The organism is Microbacterium sp. 69-10 (genome assembly GCF_001897945.1).
Classification (GTDB): domain Bacteria; phylum Actinomycetota; class Actinomycetes; order Actinomycetales; family Microbacteriaceae; genus Microbacterium.
In genome coordinates this window covers 36,205-51,162 of the sequence record NZ_MKRT01000008.1, presented here as the reverse complement: position 1 = coordinate 51,162, position 14,958 = coordinate 36,205, and the positions used below count along the sequence as shown (strand labels likewise).

General features: G+C 66.8%; 23 protein-coding genes and 2 tRNA genes. All 25 read right to left on the bottom strand.

Annotation, left to right across the window (positions count from 1 at the left end):
* Positions 1–870 (bottom strand): hypothetical protein (locus BGN97_RS03630; protein ID WP_292698119.1); only part of this gene is annotated, 870 nt, incomplete at its 3' end.
* Positions 797–2,296, bottom strand: coding sequence for a phage portal protein (locus tag BGN97_RS03625; protein WP_292698117.1), 1,500 nt, complete (start codon positions 2,294–2,296; stop codon positions 797–799). The genes BGN97_RS03630 and BGN97_RS03625, both read right to left, overlap by 74 nt.
* A 10-nt stretch (positions 2,297–2,306) precedes the next feature.
* On the bottom strand, positions 2,307–3,755 hold the full coding sequence (locus BGN97_RS03620) for a hypothetical protein (RefSeq protein ID WP_292698115.1): 1,449 nt from the start codon (positions 3,753–3,755) through the stop codon (positions 2,307–2,309).
* Between the two features lie 49 nt (positions 3,756–3,804).
* The gene (locus BGN97_RS03615) at positions 3,805–4,215 is read right to left on the bottom strand and encodes a hypothetical protein (protein WP_292698113.1); all 411 of its coding nucleotides are present in this window, start codon (positions 4,213–4,215) and stop codon (positions 3,805–3,807) included.
* 138 nt (positions 4,216–4,353) lie between these two features.
* Positions 4,354–4,641, bottom strand: coding sequence for an HNH endonuclease (locus BGN97_RS03610; RefSeq protein ID WP_292698184.1), 288 nt, complete (start codon positions 4,639–4,641; stop codon positions 4,354–4,356).
* An 871-nt stretch (positions 4,642–5,512) separates the two neighbouring features.
* Positions 5,513–5,752, bottom strand: coding sequence for a hypothetical protein (locus BGN97_RS03605; protein WP_292698111.1), 240 nt, complete (start codon positions 5,750–5,752; stop codon positions 5,513–5,515).
* Between the two features lie 205 nt (positions 5,753–5,957).
* Positions 5,958–6,404, bottom strand: coding sequence for a hypothetical protein (locus BGN97_RS03600; protein WP_292698109.1), 447 nt, complete (start codon positions 6,402–6,404; stop codon positions 5,958–5,960).
* 42 nt (positions 6,405–6,446) lie between these two features.
* Positions 6,447–6,581 carry a hypothetical protein gene (locus BGN97_RS03595; RefSeq protein WP_292698107.1) on the bottom strand — a complete coding sequence of 45 codons (135 nt, stop codon included), beginning with the start codon at positions 6,579–6,581 and terminating at the stop codon, positions 6,447–6,449.
* A 115-nt stretch (positions 6,582–6,696) separates the two neighbouring features.
* Positions 6,697–6,769 (bottom strand) — tRNA-Gly (locus BGN97_RS03590).
* Between the two features lie 146 nt (positions 6,770–6,915).
* Positions 6,916–6,988 (bottom strand) — tRNA-Asn (locus BGN97_RS03585).
* Positions 6,989–7,086: 98 nt separating this feature from the next.
* The gene (locus tag BGN97_RS03580; protein ID WP_292698106.1) at positions 7,087–8,247 is read right to left on the bottom strand and encodes a hypothetical protein; all 1,161 of its coding nucleotides are present in this window, start codon (positions 8,245–8,247) and stop codon (positions 7,087–7,089) included.
* Entirely contained in the window at positions 8,244–8,477 is a 234-nt protein-coding gene (locus BGN97_RS03575) for a hypothetical protein (protein ID WP_292698104.1), read from the bottom strand. The genes BGN97_RS03580 and BGN97_RS03575 overlap by 4 nt, the downstream gene beginning before the upstream one ends.
* A gap of 281 nt (positions 8,478–8,758) precedes the next feature.
* Positions 8,759–9,061 carry a hypothetical protein gene (locus BGN97_RS03570; RefSeq protein ID WP_292698102.1) on the bottom strand — a complete coding sequence of 101 codons (303 nt, stop codon included), beginning with the start codon at positions 9,059–9,061 and terminating at the stop codon, positions 8,759–8,761.
* Positions 9,058–9,708: a GIY-YIG nuclease family protein gene (locus tag BGN97_RS03565; protein ID WP_292698100.1), complete on the bottom strand. Its 651-nt coding sequence runs from the start codon at positions 9,706–9,708 to the stop codon at positions 9,058–9,060. The genes BGN97_RS03570 and BGN97_RS03565 overlap by 4 nt, the downstream gene beginning before the upstream one ends.
* A 284-nt stretch (positions 9,709–9,992) precedes the next feature.
* Positions 9,993–10,247 (bottom strand): hypothetical protein, encoded by a 255-nt coding sequence (locus BGN97_RS03560; RefSeq protein WP_292698098.1) that lies wholly within the window; start codon positions 10,245–10,247, stop codon positions 9,993–9,995.
* Entirely contained in the window at positions 10,244–10,519 is a 276-nt protein-coding gene (locus tag BGN97_RS03555) for a glutaredoxin family protein (RefSeq protein WP_292698097.1), read from the bottom strand. The genes BGN97_RS03560 and BGN97_RS03555 overlap by 4 nt, the downstream gene beginning before the upstream one ends.
* Positions 10,516–10,785: a DUF3310 domain-containing protein gene (locus BGN97_RS03550; protein WP_292698096.1), complete on the bottom strand. Its 270-nt coding sequence runs from the start codon at positions 10,783–10,785 to the stop codon at positions 10,516–10,518. The genes BGN97_RS03555 and BGN97_RS03550 overlap by 4 nt, the downstream gene beginning before the upstream one ends.
* Before the next feature lie 145 nt (positions 10,786–10,930).
* Positions 10,931–11,506, bottom strand: a complete 576-nt coding sequence (locus BGN97_RS03545; protein WP_292698094.1) for a hypothetical protein — start codon at positions 11,504–11,506, stop codon at positions 10,931–10,933.
* Between the two features lie 173 nt (positions 11,507–11,679).
* Positions 11,680–12,144: a single-stranded DNA-binding protein gene (locus BGN97_RS03540; protein WP_292698092.1), complete on the bottom strand. Its 465-nt coding sequence runs from the start codon at positions 12,142–12,144 to the stop codon at positions 11,680–11,682.
* Positions 12,144–12,272: a hypothetical protein gene (locus BGN97_RS03535; RefSeq protein WP_292698090.1), complete on the bottom strand. Its 129-nt coding sequence runs from the start codon at positions 12,270–12,272 to the stop codon at positions 12,144–12,146. The genes BGN97_RS03540 and BGN97_RS03535 overlap by 1 nt, the downstream gene beginning before the upstream one ends.
* Positions 12,273–12,452: 180 nt before the next feature.
* Entirely contained in the window at positions 12,453–12,671 is a 219-nt protein-coding gene (locus BGN97_RS03530) for a hypothetical protein (protein WP_292698088.1), read from the bottom strand.
* Positions 12,664–12,918, bottom strand: coding sequence for a hypothetical protein (locus BGN97_RS03525; protein ID WP_292698086.1), 255 nt, complete (start codon positions 12,916–12,918; stop codon positions 12,664–12,666). Before BGN97_RS03525 ends, BGN97_RS03530 begins: the two co-directional genes overlap by 8 nt.
* Positions 12,915–14,246 carry a replicative DNA helicase gene (locus tag BGN97_RS03520; RefSeq protein WP_292698084.1) on the bottom strand — a complete coding sequence of 444 codons (1,332 nt, stop codon included), beginning with the start codon at positions 14,244–14,246 and terminating at the stop codon, positions 12,915–12,917. Before BGN97_RS03520 ends, BGN97_RS03525 begins: the two co-directional genes overlap by 4 nt.
* A complete protein-coding gene (locus BGN97_RS03515; protein WP_292698082.1) occupies positions 14,207–14,695 on the bottom strand; it encodes a hypothetical protein in 489 nt (162 codons plus the stop codon). The genes BGN97_RS03520 and BGN97_RS03515 overlap by 40 nt, the downstream gene beginning before the upstream one ends.
* A gap of 41 nt (positions 14,696–14,736) precedes the next feature.
* Positions 14,737–14,958 (bottom strand): hypothetical protein (locus tag BGN97_RS03510; RefSeq protein WP_292698080.1); only part of this gene is annotated, 222 nt, incomplete at its 5' end.

Below are 14,958 nucleotides of genomic sequence, written 5' to 3'. Positions count from 1 at the left end.
CTGCTGCGGCCCGGTGATGTACCCGTGCTCGCGCATCAGCTCGACGGCCCGCGTCTTGCTGTCCCCCGCCTCGGCGTAGATGTCGTCCAGCGTGAGCCTGCCGCCACGTCTGCGCGGCCTGTTCCTGTCGAAGCGGTCGGCGTTCGTCACCTGCCAGATGTCGCCGCCGTCACGGATCGCCTGCGCATCTCGCTTCCCGAAGACCCGATCCTGCTCTTCCGGCGACATGCCGTTGAACATCACGTACGGGTCAGTGAGGAAGTCGCCCGCGGCGTTCTCTGACACCGGGATGTGCCGGCAGTCACAGCCGGGATGCCGCTGAAATCCCTTGTTCCACCGGAACCACTTCCCGGCGAGCGGAATGCACCGCTTGCAGGAAGGCGGGTTCAGCATGCGCACGTATCCGGTGACGTGCGTCGTCGTCACCGTCGCCTGCACGGCGCCCCGATTGGCGTCTGCGATCAGCGAGGGCACGGCCACATCGAGGAACTTCCGCGCCTCGAGCAGCGCGCCCGCGACCGAAAGACCCGCTCCGATCGACTGCTTCGCCCGGATCACCGACGTGCGCAGCACGGCTCCCACGGGCGCACCGTCACGGTTCGCCACCGCGAACGCGGCAGGATTCGCGAGGATCAACCCCGACGCGTCCTGCCGCGTCTGCGCCAGCACCTCCGGCACGTACTCGGCGCCCTCCTGCGCCGAGCGGCGCATGGCGTCCTGCACGGTCGCCGTCAGGGCGCCGCCGATGCGATCCCACCCAGCGTCGAAGTCGTCGCCGACTCGCCGCCAGAGCGCCCTACTCTCCCGAAGCGCTTCCTCGGCGATCTGCCGCTGCGAGTTGTAGTGCTGTGTCGCCGCTGTTGGGAGCATCCATGTCCCCCTTCACGATGCGCTCGAACTCAGCGTTCATCTCGGCGTCGGCCATCTCGAGCCAACGCTGAACCTTCGGCTGGTTCGCGCCCGGAAGCATCTCCCAAGCCGCTTCACGCGGGAAGCCCGCGGTGATGAGCTTGCCGATGCCGTCCACGATCGCCGCGAAGCTCTTCACTTCGGTGTCGGCGTACAGCATCTCCATGTCGGGATGCGGCTCGTCCATGCCCGCGGCACGCGCGGAGAGCGTGAACAGCTCCACCATGCCTTCGTTCGAGTAGCGCTTCAGCTCGCCCTGAAGGCTCGTCAGCGTCGACTCGGCGCCCGAGATCGCATCACCGGACAGGTTCGCCATCCGCGAGAGCAGGTACTGCGGTGGCACCTGCGAGGTTGCGAAGAACTGCGTCAGGAACTCGGTCAGCATGGTGACGTAGTTCGCCAGGTTCGACTCCGGCATGTCGAAGACCTTCGTCTGATCCCCGTTGAAGACCAGCATCCGATCGACCGCAGCGCGCCCGAAGTCCGCCAGCACCGGCACCTTCTGCCCGTTGCGGAGGATGTAGGCGCCGTTCTCGTCCTTCTCGTAGACGATCTGCCCGGTGTTGTCGCGCAGCACGGGATCGAACCCGGTCACCACGCGCTGCCGGTACGCGCTGAACTGCATCGCCAGCAGCATGTTGAACCGAATCGTGTTGATCGCGTTCTGCTGCGGGATCAGCGGATCCACCGGGCTGAACACTTCACCGTTGGCGTTCGACCGGTAGTCGAACGTCACGAACGGGACGGCCTTCATCGGGTGATCCCCGCGCTTGCCGCCGTCCGCCCATCCGCCGCCCTCGCGGCTCAGCCGGTAGAACGACGTGTCGTCGTAGACGTACGCCACCCAGTCGGCATCCCGCGCCCCCTCCGGCACGATCAGCGCGTTCGGGGACTTCTGCCGCTCCACGATCTTGACCGCGTAATCGGCGGTGAACGGGTCATCCTCGGAAGGATGGATGTAGACGTTGCGGACGGACTGCGGACGCACCACCGGGCGCGCAGCGTTCTTATCGTTCATCCACACGCCAGCGATGCCCCGACCGTGCGTCATCATCGACTCGTAGATGATCGTCTGCCGCGCCTCGAGCTTGTTCGACGCCCAGACGTCGCGCCACAGATCGGTGTCGTACTTCTTACCTAGGCCGGAGCGCAGCCCCTCGCACCTCATCCGCTGGATGGGCGCGTACACCGGGAGCGGCATCCAGTTCGCGATCGACTGATCGCGCAGCGACTTGTGCTCGTCGCCGATGCCTTCCGGCGCCCACGGCTTGTCCTGCTCGCCGTGCAGGTAGTGCTCACGGCGCTTCATCTTCTTCGCGGTGGCCGAGTTGATGTTCAGCACATCCCACGCAACAGAGGCGCGGGCCTTCGCGGTGCTCAGATCCATGAGCCTCCAATCACGAGAATGAGTACATGGCGGTGCTGACCTTCAGCCGCTCGGGTTCAGCACCCTCGGCGCGGATGAAGGCGTACACCGCCAGCGTCATCGCGACCAGCGGCGAGATGTCCGTGGTGTCACGTCGGTGCCACAGCCATTCCCCGGCTTCGCCCGGGGTGCGCTTCTTGCCCGCCTCCACGGCGTCGTTCAGGAACACGTCATCGAGGTGCACGAACAGTCGGGGCGCGTCCGGGTCATGCCGGCCGCGCTCGTCGGTCGGCCCCATGATCAGCTCTTCGAAGTACATGCACGCCTGCACGTGCTTGGCGTAGCTGATCAGCTCGAGGTCGATCGACTCGGCTTCGAACCGCGGCACCAGCTTGCCGGCGGCGCCCTTCGGGTCGAGCGCGATCACCATCGGCCCCCACCGCTGGATGATGCCCTTCACGTAGTCGACCACCCACCCGGTGCCCGATCCGCGCTTGATGATCTCGCCCTGAAGCTTCGGCCCGGACGCCCAGTGCCCGCGCTTGCGGATCGCCTGCCGTCCGACCATGGCGACGGATGCCATCGACCCGTCGAAGTTCACATCGATCGCGAGCGCGGTCACGCCGCGGCGTAGCACGCCGGGCACACCACCCCACATCATCGAGTCTTCGTCGGCGAGCGACGCCCACCGCTCGGCGTCGATGACGCGCGTGCCGTCTGCTTCGTCCAGGATGCCGAGGTGTTCCCGGCCGAACTTCGCATCGTTCGGCGTCGCGGCGCGCAGCTTCGCGAGCTGCTTCAGCGTCACGCGGCCCGACTCGGTGGCCGGGTTCGCGCTCCGCTGCACCTCGGGGTCATCGAAGTCTGCCTTGGGATCGGCGCTGTACTCCCGGTACGCCAGGTTCTTGTCCTTAGGCCGGTCGTCCTCGCGGCGACCGCGCGCCATGATCCGGCGCAGCACCTCGGAGCTGTCCAGCGCCGCGCTCGAGGTGTAGATGATCAGCGGGTTCGGTGCCGCGGTCAGGGTCGCCATGATCGCCGCCAGCGTCTCTTCCGGCAGGTCGTACGCCTCATCGAGAATCACGAGATCCGCGGTGAACCCGCGGCCCGATCCCTTCGAGCGCGCCAGGAACCGGAGACGGGCGCCCGACTCAAGCTCGATGCCCTCTTCACCGTTCGCCGTGCGGATGCCGACGACGCGGGAGCCGCGGCGCTTGACCAGCGCGTACAGCTCCGGCGTGCCCTCCACAATCGACTTGATGCGCAGGAACGCCTCTTGCGAGGTCTTGAACTCGTGCGCCGTGTGGATGACCAGCTTCGCGTCGAACAGCACGATGAACGCCAGCTCGATGCAGGCCAGCACCTCGCCCTTGCCGTTCTGGCGCGGGACGATCAGCGCGAACTCAAACGCGGCCCAGTTGCCATCGGCGGCGTAGGCCAGCGCATCCCGCACCGACTCCTTCTGCCACTCGTCCAGCACCTGGCCCGACAGCTCATAGAGCGCGATTGCCTCATCGCCAGCAGTGCCGCTACTTCGCGGAACGCTTCGAACCCGCGGCGGCACGACCCTTCCGCGCGGCGGCTTCCTTGATGCTCGCGACATTGGAAGGCACCTCCTTGGTGCCCTCGTCGCTCTTCACCGCCTCGAACGGGGCGATGAGCTGACGCAACGCAGCGGCGTGCATCCGGGCTTCCTTCATCGGGTCGTTGATCAGCACTTCAATCACGCCGTCATCCGTGCGCGGGAGCTTCAGCCGGAACCACGCGTCTTCGTCGCCGCGCACCAGCTCATCCAGCTTCTCGAGACGATCAGCGATCCGGCACGCTTCGACCAGGTTCTGCTGCTCGATCTCCGACAGGTTCTTCCCGGTCTCGATTGATTTCCACAACCGCAGGCCACGGGTGCCGAGGTGATGCGGATTCGTCCTCGAAACGGCCATCTGGCACCCCCTGAAAGAAATCAGCCCATCAAGTGGGGAGAGAGATGGCGACTCCCCGGCGGTACCCGGTGGATGGGCGCGAGGGGATGGGGGCCAGGGGGTCTGTCGACCTCGAGTCCGACCCACATCCCTGCGTACTCACGCAGCCTTGCGATGTCGCCATGCCTCATTCATCGGTTCTCTGATCCACAGGTGAGTGAAGGCTGTACCTTGCAGGTCTGTGTTCAGCGCTGGCTTGCCTCGGTGTGCACGGTCGGCGCTCCACTCGGCGGGCGTCATGTCTCCCTTGTCGGTGTTGCATGCTCTGCACGCGGTCACCAGATTCGACATGTCGTTGCGTCCGCCACGGCTCAGCGGCACCACGTGCTCCGGGTCGGGGTTCTCCGTTAGCTCCCCGCAATAGGCGCACCGTCTGCCCTGTCGCATGTGCTGCGCCATGAGCTGTGACCACCTGAACTCACCCGTCGCGCCGTGCTCTCGCGCTCTGCGGCGACGCTTGGCCGATCTCTTCGTGCAGCGGCGTCCGCAGTAGACGGATGGAGTCTGCCCGGCGGGTTCGACTATCCCCGCTCCACAATCCGCGCATGCCCCACACTGGAACGTCACCCCTTGTCGCTCCGGTGCCGTCCACTCGCTCGCGGCCCCGTACCAGCGCGCCCAATGCGTCACCGGCAGATTGTGCGCGAGCGGGCCGTATGCGTCGTAGTCACGGCACAGAGTCGAGCAGTACGCCCTCGCGTATCTCGCCTTGCTGCGTCGCGCACGCTTGAACGTCGTACCGCAGCAGTCGCACACCATGTCCACCATCACGTCGGGTGTACGCGGCCGGGTGCGCTTGTAGTGCTTGTTGCAGAGCTTCATCGTCACGGCATCAGCCGTACAGCCCTCTTCTGCTGTGCAGGTCGTCATGTCGTCTCCCGTGTCGGCGGGTACAAGAAAGGCCCGCCACGGCCGGGGATCAATCCGACCTGCGGGCCACTCGCCCCGACAGGCGAGCGTTCGCGGGCGCCTACCAGCGCCGCGATGTCTTCGACTTCACGCGTGAGCCGTCGCCTTGGCTGCTGTTGCAGGACAGGTGAGCGAGTCTGAGTCGTGAGCGGATGGCTACCGTCTCGGGTGTCGGGTGTGGGTCCAGGTGATGGACTGACTTCGACCGCCCGTTGGGTTTCCCTGTGCGCGGATCCTTGTACGGCAGGGACTTGTCTACCGGCTCCCGGCAGAGGTGGCAGATGTCTTCCTCCCGGATGACCCTCTCCCGCACTGCACGCCACTTCGATCCCTGTCGTACTCCCATGCTCTAGGTGCCCGCTTCCTGCTCTGCTGCGGCGCGTGCCTCGAGGTCTTCGACGCGGGCCGTCCACTTGGCGTGGCCTGCCTTCAGTCCCGGCATGCGGCGTGCCAGGTCTTTGCCCCGGGCGGAGCGCAGGCGCTTCTTCGCCCCCATGTGCTTCCACTCCCGAAGCTGTGCCTCGAACTGCCCCAGCAGCAGGCGTGCTGTTGCGAGCTGCTGAGCCGCGGTCCTCTCCGTGGTCGGCATGCTCATGGCCTCACCCCGAAGACTGCCGCGACGATGCGGCGTGCTCCCGGCTCCGGCAGTGCCGGCTCACCCGATGGCGCGAACGCGATTGTCGCGACCGCGCCGACTACAAGCCCAACCCAGAAGATCCTTCTCATGCTTGCCCCTTGGATATGCGAAGGGCCGGACACCCAGTGATGGATGCCCGGCCCTCCCCGAGTTGATGTCAGATGCCGTAGGCGTACCGAATGCGCCGCGCGTTCGCGGCCATCGCATTGACGCTGTCAGCCACTCGCCGCTGCCACTCGTCCATCACGAGTCCTGCACCGAAGGCCGCGCTCGGCTCGGCCTTCTTGCTGAGCACCCCGTGCACGATCGGCTCGACATCGCCCGACAGCGGCACCGTCAGTTCGAGCACCTTCCCGCGCTCATCCGAGACGATGGCCCACTCGGACGCGTCCGCGAGGCGCAGCATGCCGTCCGACAGCTCCTGTCGGCGCTTCGCCTTGTCCTCGCGCTCCGCCTCCTGACGCTTCCGCTGCTCTGCGGCCCGATCCGATCGGAAGCGCGCCGCCTCGCGAGCGCGGTACGCGCTGTTGTCACGCCCGACTGCTTCCAGTTCTCGGGTCGTCCTCTCGAGTGAGACCTTCAGCAGCTTCAGTTCGTGCTGCATTTCCTTCTTCGACACCATGTCGTTGCCCCTATCAGTTGGTGGTCAGTCTGCGAACGGGTGCACCAGGTCGTCGTCCAGGTCACGCACGATCACGCGCGCTGCTGTCGACGCCGGCACCTCGCCGCCGTAGAAGTCCTCGAGAGCCGCCACCTTCACGGCATCCGGGTCATGCACCATTGCCCTACCCCTCTCGGAAGAATGCGGGGGCACTTCGTATCCCGCGCCCCAGGCTCGCGGCGCTCCGTACGCTCGGAGCAAGGAAAGGGTGCGCGTCGCATGACGGCTACCCGCGAGGGGATGACGGGCGTCGAACCCGCACAAGCGCGCTTGGGAAGCGCGCGCTCTACCACCTGAGCTTCATCCCCGAGTGCGCGCCCGGCTGTCGAGTCAGAGATTCGCACCGGGCGCGCTGTGCCCGTGGACAACCACGACGGGCGGCGTGAGGGAGCGTCCTCCCACGACATCGGGCACGGACGGCTGTACAACCGCGAACCGTGCGATATCGGTCACGCTCGGGCGGCAGGACTCGAACCTGCGCGCGGCTGATCAACAGTCAGATGCTCTGCCAACTGAGCTACGCCCGAAAGCGTCGTGATTCATCGCGTCACGACCTCGCGTCACCCATTGCCCCGGCTTCGGTGATTGCCGTCCCGGCTATATGCGGGAAGTATTCGAGCTTGAGTTATGCCGCTTCCGGCATGTTCGGCTCCACGAACCTGATATCGAACACCCGCCGGTCGCGGATGCTGAACGTCGTGATCGAAGGCCGCGAGTACTCGCCGGTCAGGTTCTCGAACCACGACGACCCCGCGTCGAACATCGAGCACGACACGATCGCCCTACCCCGCGACTCGCGGTAGCCCGGCTGATGGAAGTGCCCGTGACAGACGATGTGCGTATCCCGCATCGGGGAACGCAGCGACGCCGCCTGATTCGCGATCCACTGCGGCATCCGCTCGATAGCCTTCGCATGATGCCCGTGAGTGAACGCCACCCGAGCATCGCCGACGTCCACGTACGTGATCACGTCATGGTGCGTCGCCGGGAAATGGAAGGTCAGATCTAGCTTGCTGTTCAGCAGCTCGAACGCATCCATCACCGTGCGCGCGACACCCAACCCGTGGTCGCCGTAGCCGACCTTCCCGGCGCTGTTGCGCACTTCGCCATGGTTCGACGGGACAGCCGCGATGTGCGTCTTCCCCGCCAGCGGCGCGAGCGTCAGGATCGTCTGCGTCAACCTGCGCTGCCACTTCCGGATCTGCTCGGGGAAGTCGAGCGTGTTCGTCGCGATCTGATTCGGCGCCGACGACGTGATGCCCTCCACCGGATCTCCGTTGTCAGCGATGATCAGCTCAGACGGACGCCGAGCCTTCACCATCGCCGCGACCTGCGCCAGCGCCGACTCGAACCGGGCATCCATCTGCTCGGGAGTGTCAGCGTCCGGCCCGTCCTTGCCCATCTGAGCGTCAGCGAGACAGACCACCATCGGCAGACCCTGCGCGTGCGGCGCCTTCAGCGGGCGCACGGGCTTGATCATCGACGCCAGCTCGCGCGCGATGTCCGACTCTTCGCCCTCGGCGGGGATCGGCTCGAACGTGAACAGGAAGCTGTACGTGTCCTCGCGGCCATGGTGCGTCTTCGTCCACTGCGACACCTTGCCGACGATGCGGAACGCGTCAGGGTCGAGGCCGGCGAGCGTCAGCAGCTCCCGATAGTCGGTGACCATCTGACGCACCGGGCCGGTGGATGCCGTGCCACCCTTCTCATCGAACTCCGCATGCTTGCGGTACTTCGCTGGCGGATCAGGGATCGGCACATCGGCCAGCGTGTCAGCCAGCGTCACGTAGCGCTCACCTTGGCCCGGTAGTCGCGCATGGCTGACTCGCCGATGTTCAGCCCTTCGGCTTTCACGACGCGGGCGAGCGCCGCGCCCGTCCACTGTGGGTTCCGCACCGCGGCGTCGAACGCCTTCCGGTCGGCGTCGTCCAGACCATCACGCCAGACCTCGATACGCGACCTGTATCCGGTCGTGGACGCGGGCGGCGTCTTCAGAACATCCTTCAGCGCCATCACGGCACCTCCCTTGAAAGAACAACCCCGCCGCGCAAGCTCCGTCGAGTACCGCGCGCACATCACTGCCGGGATCGCTGCTGAGCAGTCCGATCAACCAGGGGCAACGGCGCCACGTGTCATGGTGAGGACGGGCGGCGACGGGGTGAGATTGAGAGAGGCGGGACAGGGGCAATGCCCCGCCTCGGCGCAACAAAAAAGACCCGGAACCACCTTGTGGTCTTCCGAGTCTGATCGCGCTTGCGCTAGCTTAACACAGATTTGTGCACTCCGGTGCACATGATCTATCCGCGCGCGTGCGCGACGAATTCCAGCACCAGCGACCGCCCCGGGCCGTCGATGCCGTGCGCAGCGAAGAAGGCTTCAGCCTTCTCCTGCAACCACTTCCCGCGCGCTCCCCCGCCCTGCAAGTTCGCGCCTTTCCGTCGCCGCGCTGCCGCCTCGGCGCGCTGTACCTGCGACAGACGCACTAGCCCGAGGCGCAACTGCACGTCGCCCTTTCGGATGTAGCGGCGCACGGTCGCGTCCGAGACGCTGACCGCCGCCGCAGCATCCTTGACCGACAGCCACCTGTCTTCCAACGTCACGCGGTCGCTACCTCCATTGCTCGCTCGATATCTCCGTGTTCCCGCGCGTCCGCCGCGGCCACGTGCTGCGCTTCGATCGCGGCGGCATACTGGAACGGTTCTCCGTAGACACCACGAAGCGAGGTCGCGTGCTCCACGATCTCGGGAGCCGCTGCGAACCATTCGCGCTGACCGCCCGCGCGGTGAGCCGCGAACCGGGCGTGCACGCGCTTCTCGTGGCGATAGCTGCCCGGCTCGACGGCAAGCACTTCATCGTGGGGAATCGCCCGCATGCGTTCCGCGAAGGACGCCGAGAAGCCGATCTTGATTCGGTCGCCGAACCTCACGTAGTAGACGACGCCTTCCGGTACGCCCTCCGCCCGCTCGAGCGCGCTCACGCGCCGACCATGCTCTTCCACCAACCACGGCGCATCCATGCATTGCCCGCACGCTGTGCAGTTCGCCGACGCCCAGTCGGCCGTGTCGTATTGATTCAGCACGCCGCACGCCGAGCACCGCCGCGTGGTCTGCGGCACGTCGGATACCCAGTCCTGCACGACGCCGCGCCAGTGCTCCACGCACAGCCCGAAGCTCGACGCCGGGTGCGGCTCCGCCCAGCAGTCCCCGCCACCCTTGACGGGCATCGGGCAGTGTTCAATGTGTGTCACGTGACCTCCATCCCCAGGCTACGACCGGCCGCAGACAGCCACCGGCTGATCGCGCTACGCCCCCGCCCGTATGATCCGGCCCCACCCGTCCCGCACATACGTGCTGCGGATGAGGACCGCGCCCGGCTCAGGGCCGGCCAGCACGTTGAAGCGATAGCCGGTCGCGGTCCTCACCGGCCGCGCGAACGGAAACTCGAAGACAGTCACATGGCGCGCGGCCGTCTTCGCACGGTTCCGCCACCCACGCACCTTCATTCGCGGGAAGTGCACCGGAGTGCGTCGCGTCATCCGCGCGCCCGCTTCGAGAAGCGGAACATCGCCCACCACTTCACGCGATCCCACACGGTGAACCGCACCGTCTTCCGCTGCGGCGCGACCGGATGCCGCGGCTCCGGGTTCTCCGGGCGCACACGCCACTCCCCCGGCTCGGTCGGCACCAGCGGCATGATATCGTCCAGCAGGTCATCCTGCACCGTCGTCACCGGCATCCACGGCGACTCGGTGTCGCGCCGATGCTCAATCAGATGCGTCTGCATCACGCAGCCTCCTTCAGAACCTCTGTCTTCCCCAGCGCTTCGGCGACCACGCCGAGCAGATCCGGGCGGAACCCGTACCAGTGCGACACCGACTCACCCGGCGCCGGCACCACCACGACCACCGGGGCACCCATGTAGCCCAGCGCCTTCGCCTCAGCGAGATACGCCGGGTCGGTCGTGTCCTTCGTCTCGTGCTCGATGCCGCGCTCATCCAGGTAGCGGATCGTCGCCCGGCATGGCTGACACTTCGGTTTCGTGTAGACGGTGACCGTCACGCATTCTCCCTCTCGACTCGCTCGATCTCCCAAGCGAGGTAGGTCTGCGCCTTCCGCAGATCTTCAAGCTCGTTGCCCTTGCGCGGGGCGCGCAGCACGTACTTCAGGATGTTGCCGCGCAGGAACGACTCATGCCGGGTGATCTCGATCACCTCGACACCTGAAGGGTGCGACGTGTAGTGCCCCGGGTGCTTCACCGAGTCCTCGACCGCACCCACAACGAACCCAGCCCGCACGCTCACCACGCGCTCTGTGACCGCCGCCATCAGCAGGGCACCTCCCGCCCAGCAAACCGAGCAGCCGCACGCCGCGCCGACTCGTACGCCTCGCGCCACGACCCGAACCGGCCCGGCGCACCGACCAGATACCAACGGCCCGTCAGGCGATCCTGCCTCACCTTCGGCTTCCACATCATGCCGCTCTCCCTTCCCTGCGGCTGAACGCGTCAGCCCAGAATCCATCCGTGTCTTCGGGTGCCACCCACCCGCACTTCGCGCACTCATAGCGCGTCTCATCGCCCGGGATCTCCGGCGGCGTCACCTTCACGGCCCGCAGGCCGCACGACGGCACCGGGCACGGCTGCGCAGCCCACCACGGCTCATCCCGAAGCGACCACCGCTCGAAGATTGTCCGCAGCGTCCACTCGTCGCGCGACGCCGGGCGCCCGATCACGGCATCCGCGAACGGCACGATCTCGTCACGCTCCGACAGACGCGGCAACGCCTCGAGAATCACCTGCACCGCATGCTCGGCGAAGTCGTGCACCACGACCACACCGGCCGCGACCGGCACCTGCATGCGACCGACCGGCATCCGCCCCTCGATCACCTCCACCGCCGACCACAGCACGGTCGTGATGTAGTCCGCGGCGTCCAACAGCTCCACCGGAACCGGCGGCGGCGCGTCCGTGCGCGACCCGCCGCCCTGCTCCCGCGAATAGTCCGTGCCCTTCAGCGGGTCGATCATCGCCCGCAGATGCGCCAGCATGTCCGGCGCCCCCGCGATCAGCCCGCGCACCCTCCCGAAGCAGCGCCCGCACAGCAGCGAGTCACCGACCGTCTCACGCGGAACACACCCGCGGCAGTCACCACCGCCCCCATAGGACGGGCAAGCGGCGAAGTGCTCACCCCGCCGCCTGCATCCCCTCGCACACCCCTGCATCAGAACGGGGTGTCATCCCCGAAGGTGCCCGGCGTCGCCCACGCGTCAGCATCCGACGCACTCGGCGCCCAATCCTGCTGCGGCGGCGCCGACTGCCCCGAGGCCGCGCGCGTGACCTGCGCCGTGGCGTACCGGAGGCTCGGGCCGATCTCGTCCACCTCGAGTTCGATCGCCGTCCGGTTGTTGCCGTCGCGGTCGGTGTACGCGCGCTGACGCAGACGCCCCTGCGCGATCACACGCATGCCCTTCGACAGCGACCCGGCGACGTGCTCGGCGAACTCGCGCCACACGCTCGCGCGCAGGAACAGCGCGTCACCGTCCTTCCACTCGTTCGCCTGACGATCGAACGACCGCGGCGTACTCGCGATCGTGAAGTTCGCCACCGGCAGACCGCTCTGCGTGTACCGCAGCTCCGGGTCCGCCGTCAGATTGCCAACCACCGTGATGAGCGTTTCGCCTGCCATCAGCTCTCCTTCGTCTCGTCTGCGCGCACCAGCGCCTCGATCCCTTCGAGGCGTGCACGCACGTGCTCAATGTGCGCCGGGCGCCCGATGCGCTCGGCGTTCGCCATCCGCTCGCGCCAGAACTCCAAGCGCTCGCGTCGTGTCCCATCTCGGCGCGGATCTCTCATCCCGGGCGCCGATCCGGCGCGGCATCCCACCGCGCACCCTCACTACACGGATGCGTGAACCCGAGCTGCGCATAGATCCGACACACCCGGCACAGGTTCACCTGCCACCAGCGGAGCCGGACACCACACCACCCGCAGCGCCTACGCATACTCGACCTCGAGCTTCACGCCACCACAGTCGATGCAGTACCGGGTCGGTTCGGCGACGCATATCCGCCGCTCTTCCACGATGCGGTGCCCCTCATGCGACGCGGCATCCGTGGGGATCAGCTTCCGCTCGAGCGCGCGGTACTGCGCATCCCACCACTCGGGCGTCTGATCCAGCTCGGCGCGAACAACCGGGGTGACGCCGCTAATCATCGCGGCCACTCCCGTCCGGGCGGTCTGTGCCCCGCAGGATCTCGATCGCGGACAGTAGTTCCTCGCGCTCGGAGTGCAGCTGCAACAGGACGTCCCGCTTCTTCTCTGCTTCTTCCTCGGCACGCTTGAGTTCAAGCCTCGCGTCGGTCGCCTTGCCAGCGGCCCGTCTGGCGAAATCCTGCGCGTCCTCGATCTCCCCTTCAAGGAAACCTGCACGCTTCTGCAGTTCAGCGATCGCGTGATTCATGCCCCTGGTTCCCATCCCCCGCCGCCGAAGTCATCGAAGGCGAGATCGCTCATCGTCATGTAGTGGCCGCGCCACGCCAAGCGCACGTCGCCGGTCGGCCCGTGCCGGTTCTTCCCGACGATCACGCCGACCTCGCCGCGTTTGTCTTCGTCGTCCGGGTCACGGTGCAGCAGCAGCACCACGTCGGCATCCTGCTCAAGATCGCCGGACTCTTTCAGGTCGGACACCATGGGGCGCCGATCCATCCGCTCTTCCGACTTCCGGTTGAGCTGCGACAGCACGATGACCGGGATATGGAACTCCTTCGCAATGAGCTTCATCGCCCGGGAGAACTCACCGATCAGTTGATGCCGCGGCTTCGACGGATCGCCCTGCAACAGCCCCACATAGTCGACCGTCAGCGACCCGATCTCATGCGACCGCGACAGCGTGCGCACGTACCCACGGATCTGCGCGACCGTCACCGCCGGATCATCCAGCACCGCCAGCTTCAGCGCCCTGATCTGCTCCTGCGCCGCCTGCAACCGCGGCAAGTCATCATCGTTCAGCACACCCGTGTTGATGCGCTTCATGTCGACCTCACCGAGCTGCGCCAACAGCCGCTTGTGGATCTCCGATTCCGACATCTCGAGCGACACGAACACCGACGTCTTGCCCGTGCGCGCCAGCTCGACAGCAAGGTTCAGGCCCATCATCGTCTTGCCCGACGCGGGCCGGGCGCCGACGATGTACAGCGCACCGGGCCGGCACCCATCGATCAGCCCATTGATGTCCCGCCACGGCGTCGGCGTGAACTCCGGAGTCTCGAACAGCGACGCCACCGTGTCATCGATCGTCGCACCCACCAGGTGCGCCTCCGACTTCCCGGCCACGATGCTGTCGAGCACCGCCCGCGCCGCCTCCACCTGCTCGACCGCGCCCGCCTCAGCGTTCTCCGCCAGCAACCGCACCTCCTGCGACGCGGCCTGCAAACGCCGACGAATCGCCTGCTCGTGCACGATCTCGGCGTAATGCTCACCCATCGCCGCCGACGACGCCGCCGACGTCAGCTCGAACAGGTACGCCGGCCCCTGATGGATCGTGACGCCCATCGCGCGCAGCTCGTCCTCAACCAGCACCGCGTCGGTGCCCGCCTTCCGCAGCAGCAGCCGCCGAATCGCCTCAGCGATCGACTCATGCGCCGGATCGTGGAAGTCCGCAGGCTGCGCGATGTCGAGCACATCCCACGCGCGACGGTGGTCGATCATCATCGCGCCGAGCGCGGCACGCTCAGCATCCCGATCCCAGATCAGGCCACCACCCCGCGCCGCTTGATCCTCTCCAACCACTCCGCATCGCCCTTCTTGGCTTCGTACTCTTCGACCGTGACGCCATGCAGACGGCACCACTTCGCGCGCGCATCTTCAGCGGCCGGGGCGCTCTTCGGCTTCCACCCGGCCTCGAGGTTCCGCTGATGCGTGCGGCGGATCCATGTCCGCCACGCCGCCAGCCAGTCGGCCCGCTTCTCGCCCTTCGAGATCGCCCAGTCAACGAACTGCGCCGTCTCGAACTCGACATTCACGGACGGCGCCTTGATGTTCGCCTGCGCCACCTCATGCTCAGGCGGTAGCCAGTCCTCCGGCATCTTGGTCAGCGGGCGCGCCTGCTGCGGCTTCCGCTTCGCTGTGGCGCGAACCGCCTTCACGCCGACATGCTCGAACTCGAGCACGTGCCCGCCGGCCGTCTCACGGAGCACCAGCACGCGCGGCACCCGGACGCCTTCCGGCACGGTCAGCACGACCTCGATGCCGTCAAGCGCATAGGTGTGAGCCGACCGGCTCACTCGCCGTCCTCGTAGATGTACGCTTGCCAGTTGCGGCCATAGCCCACGGCGACGTATCGCGCACGCCACGAGTACCCATCGCCGCTAGACCACCAGATGAGCACCGAATCCGCGCCATGCCCGAAGTGCGGGTAGTGCCACCGGATCGGAACCGGCAGAAGAAGTGCGATGATTGCCCTCACTCGACGCCATCCGCCAGCGTCCCACGGTGCATCTTT

Bases quoted from the DNA above. Each gene is read 5' to 3' on its own strand.
- BGN97_RS03625 (WP_292698117.1), bottom strand. From the start codon at position 2,296: ATGGATCTGAGCACCGCGAAGGCCCGCGCCTCTGTTGCGTGGGATGTG.
- BGN97_RS03615 (WP_292698113.1), bottom strand. From the start codon at position 4,215: ATGGCCGTTTCGAGGACGAATCCGCATCACCTCGGCACCCGTGGCCTG.
- BGN97_RS03610 (WP_292698184.1), bottom strand. From the start codon at position 4,641: ATGCGACAGGGCAGACGGTGCGCCTATTGCGGGGAGCTAACGGAGAAC.
- BGN97_RS03605 (WP_292698111.1), bottom strand. From the start codon at position 5,752: ATGCCGACCACGGAGAGGACCGCGGCTCAGCAGCTCGCAACAGCACGC.
- BGN97_RS03600 (WP_292698109.1), bottom strand. From the start codon at position 6,404: ATGCAGCACGAACTGAAGCTGCTGAAGGTCTCACTCGAGAGGACGACC.
- BGN97_RS03595 (WP_292698107.1), bottom strand. From the start codon at position 6,581: ATGGTGCATGACCCGGATGCCGTGAAGGTGGCGGCTCTCGAGGACTTC.
- BGN97_RS03550 (WP_292698096.1), bottom strand. From the start codon at position 10,785: ATGGCGGCGGTCACAGAGCGCGTGGTGAGCGTGCGGGCTGGGTTCGTT.
- BGN97_RS03545 (WP_292698094.1), bottom strand. From the start codon at position 11,506: ATGCTGGCGCATCTGCGGGCGATGATCGACCCGCTGAAGGGCACGGAC.
- BGN97_RS03540 (WP_292698092.1), bottom strand. From the start codon at position 12,144: ATGGCAGGCGAAACGCTCATCACGGTGGTTGGCAATCTGACGGCGGAC.
- BGN97_RS03530 (WP_292698088.1), bottom strand. From the start codon at position 12,671: ATGATTAGCGGCGTCACCCCGGTTGTTCGCGCCGAGCTGGATCAGACG.
- BGN97_RS03525 (WP_292698086.1), bottom strand. From the start codon at position 12,918: ATGAATCACGCGATCGCTGAACTGCAGAAGCGTGCAGGTTTCCTTGAA.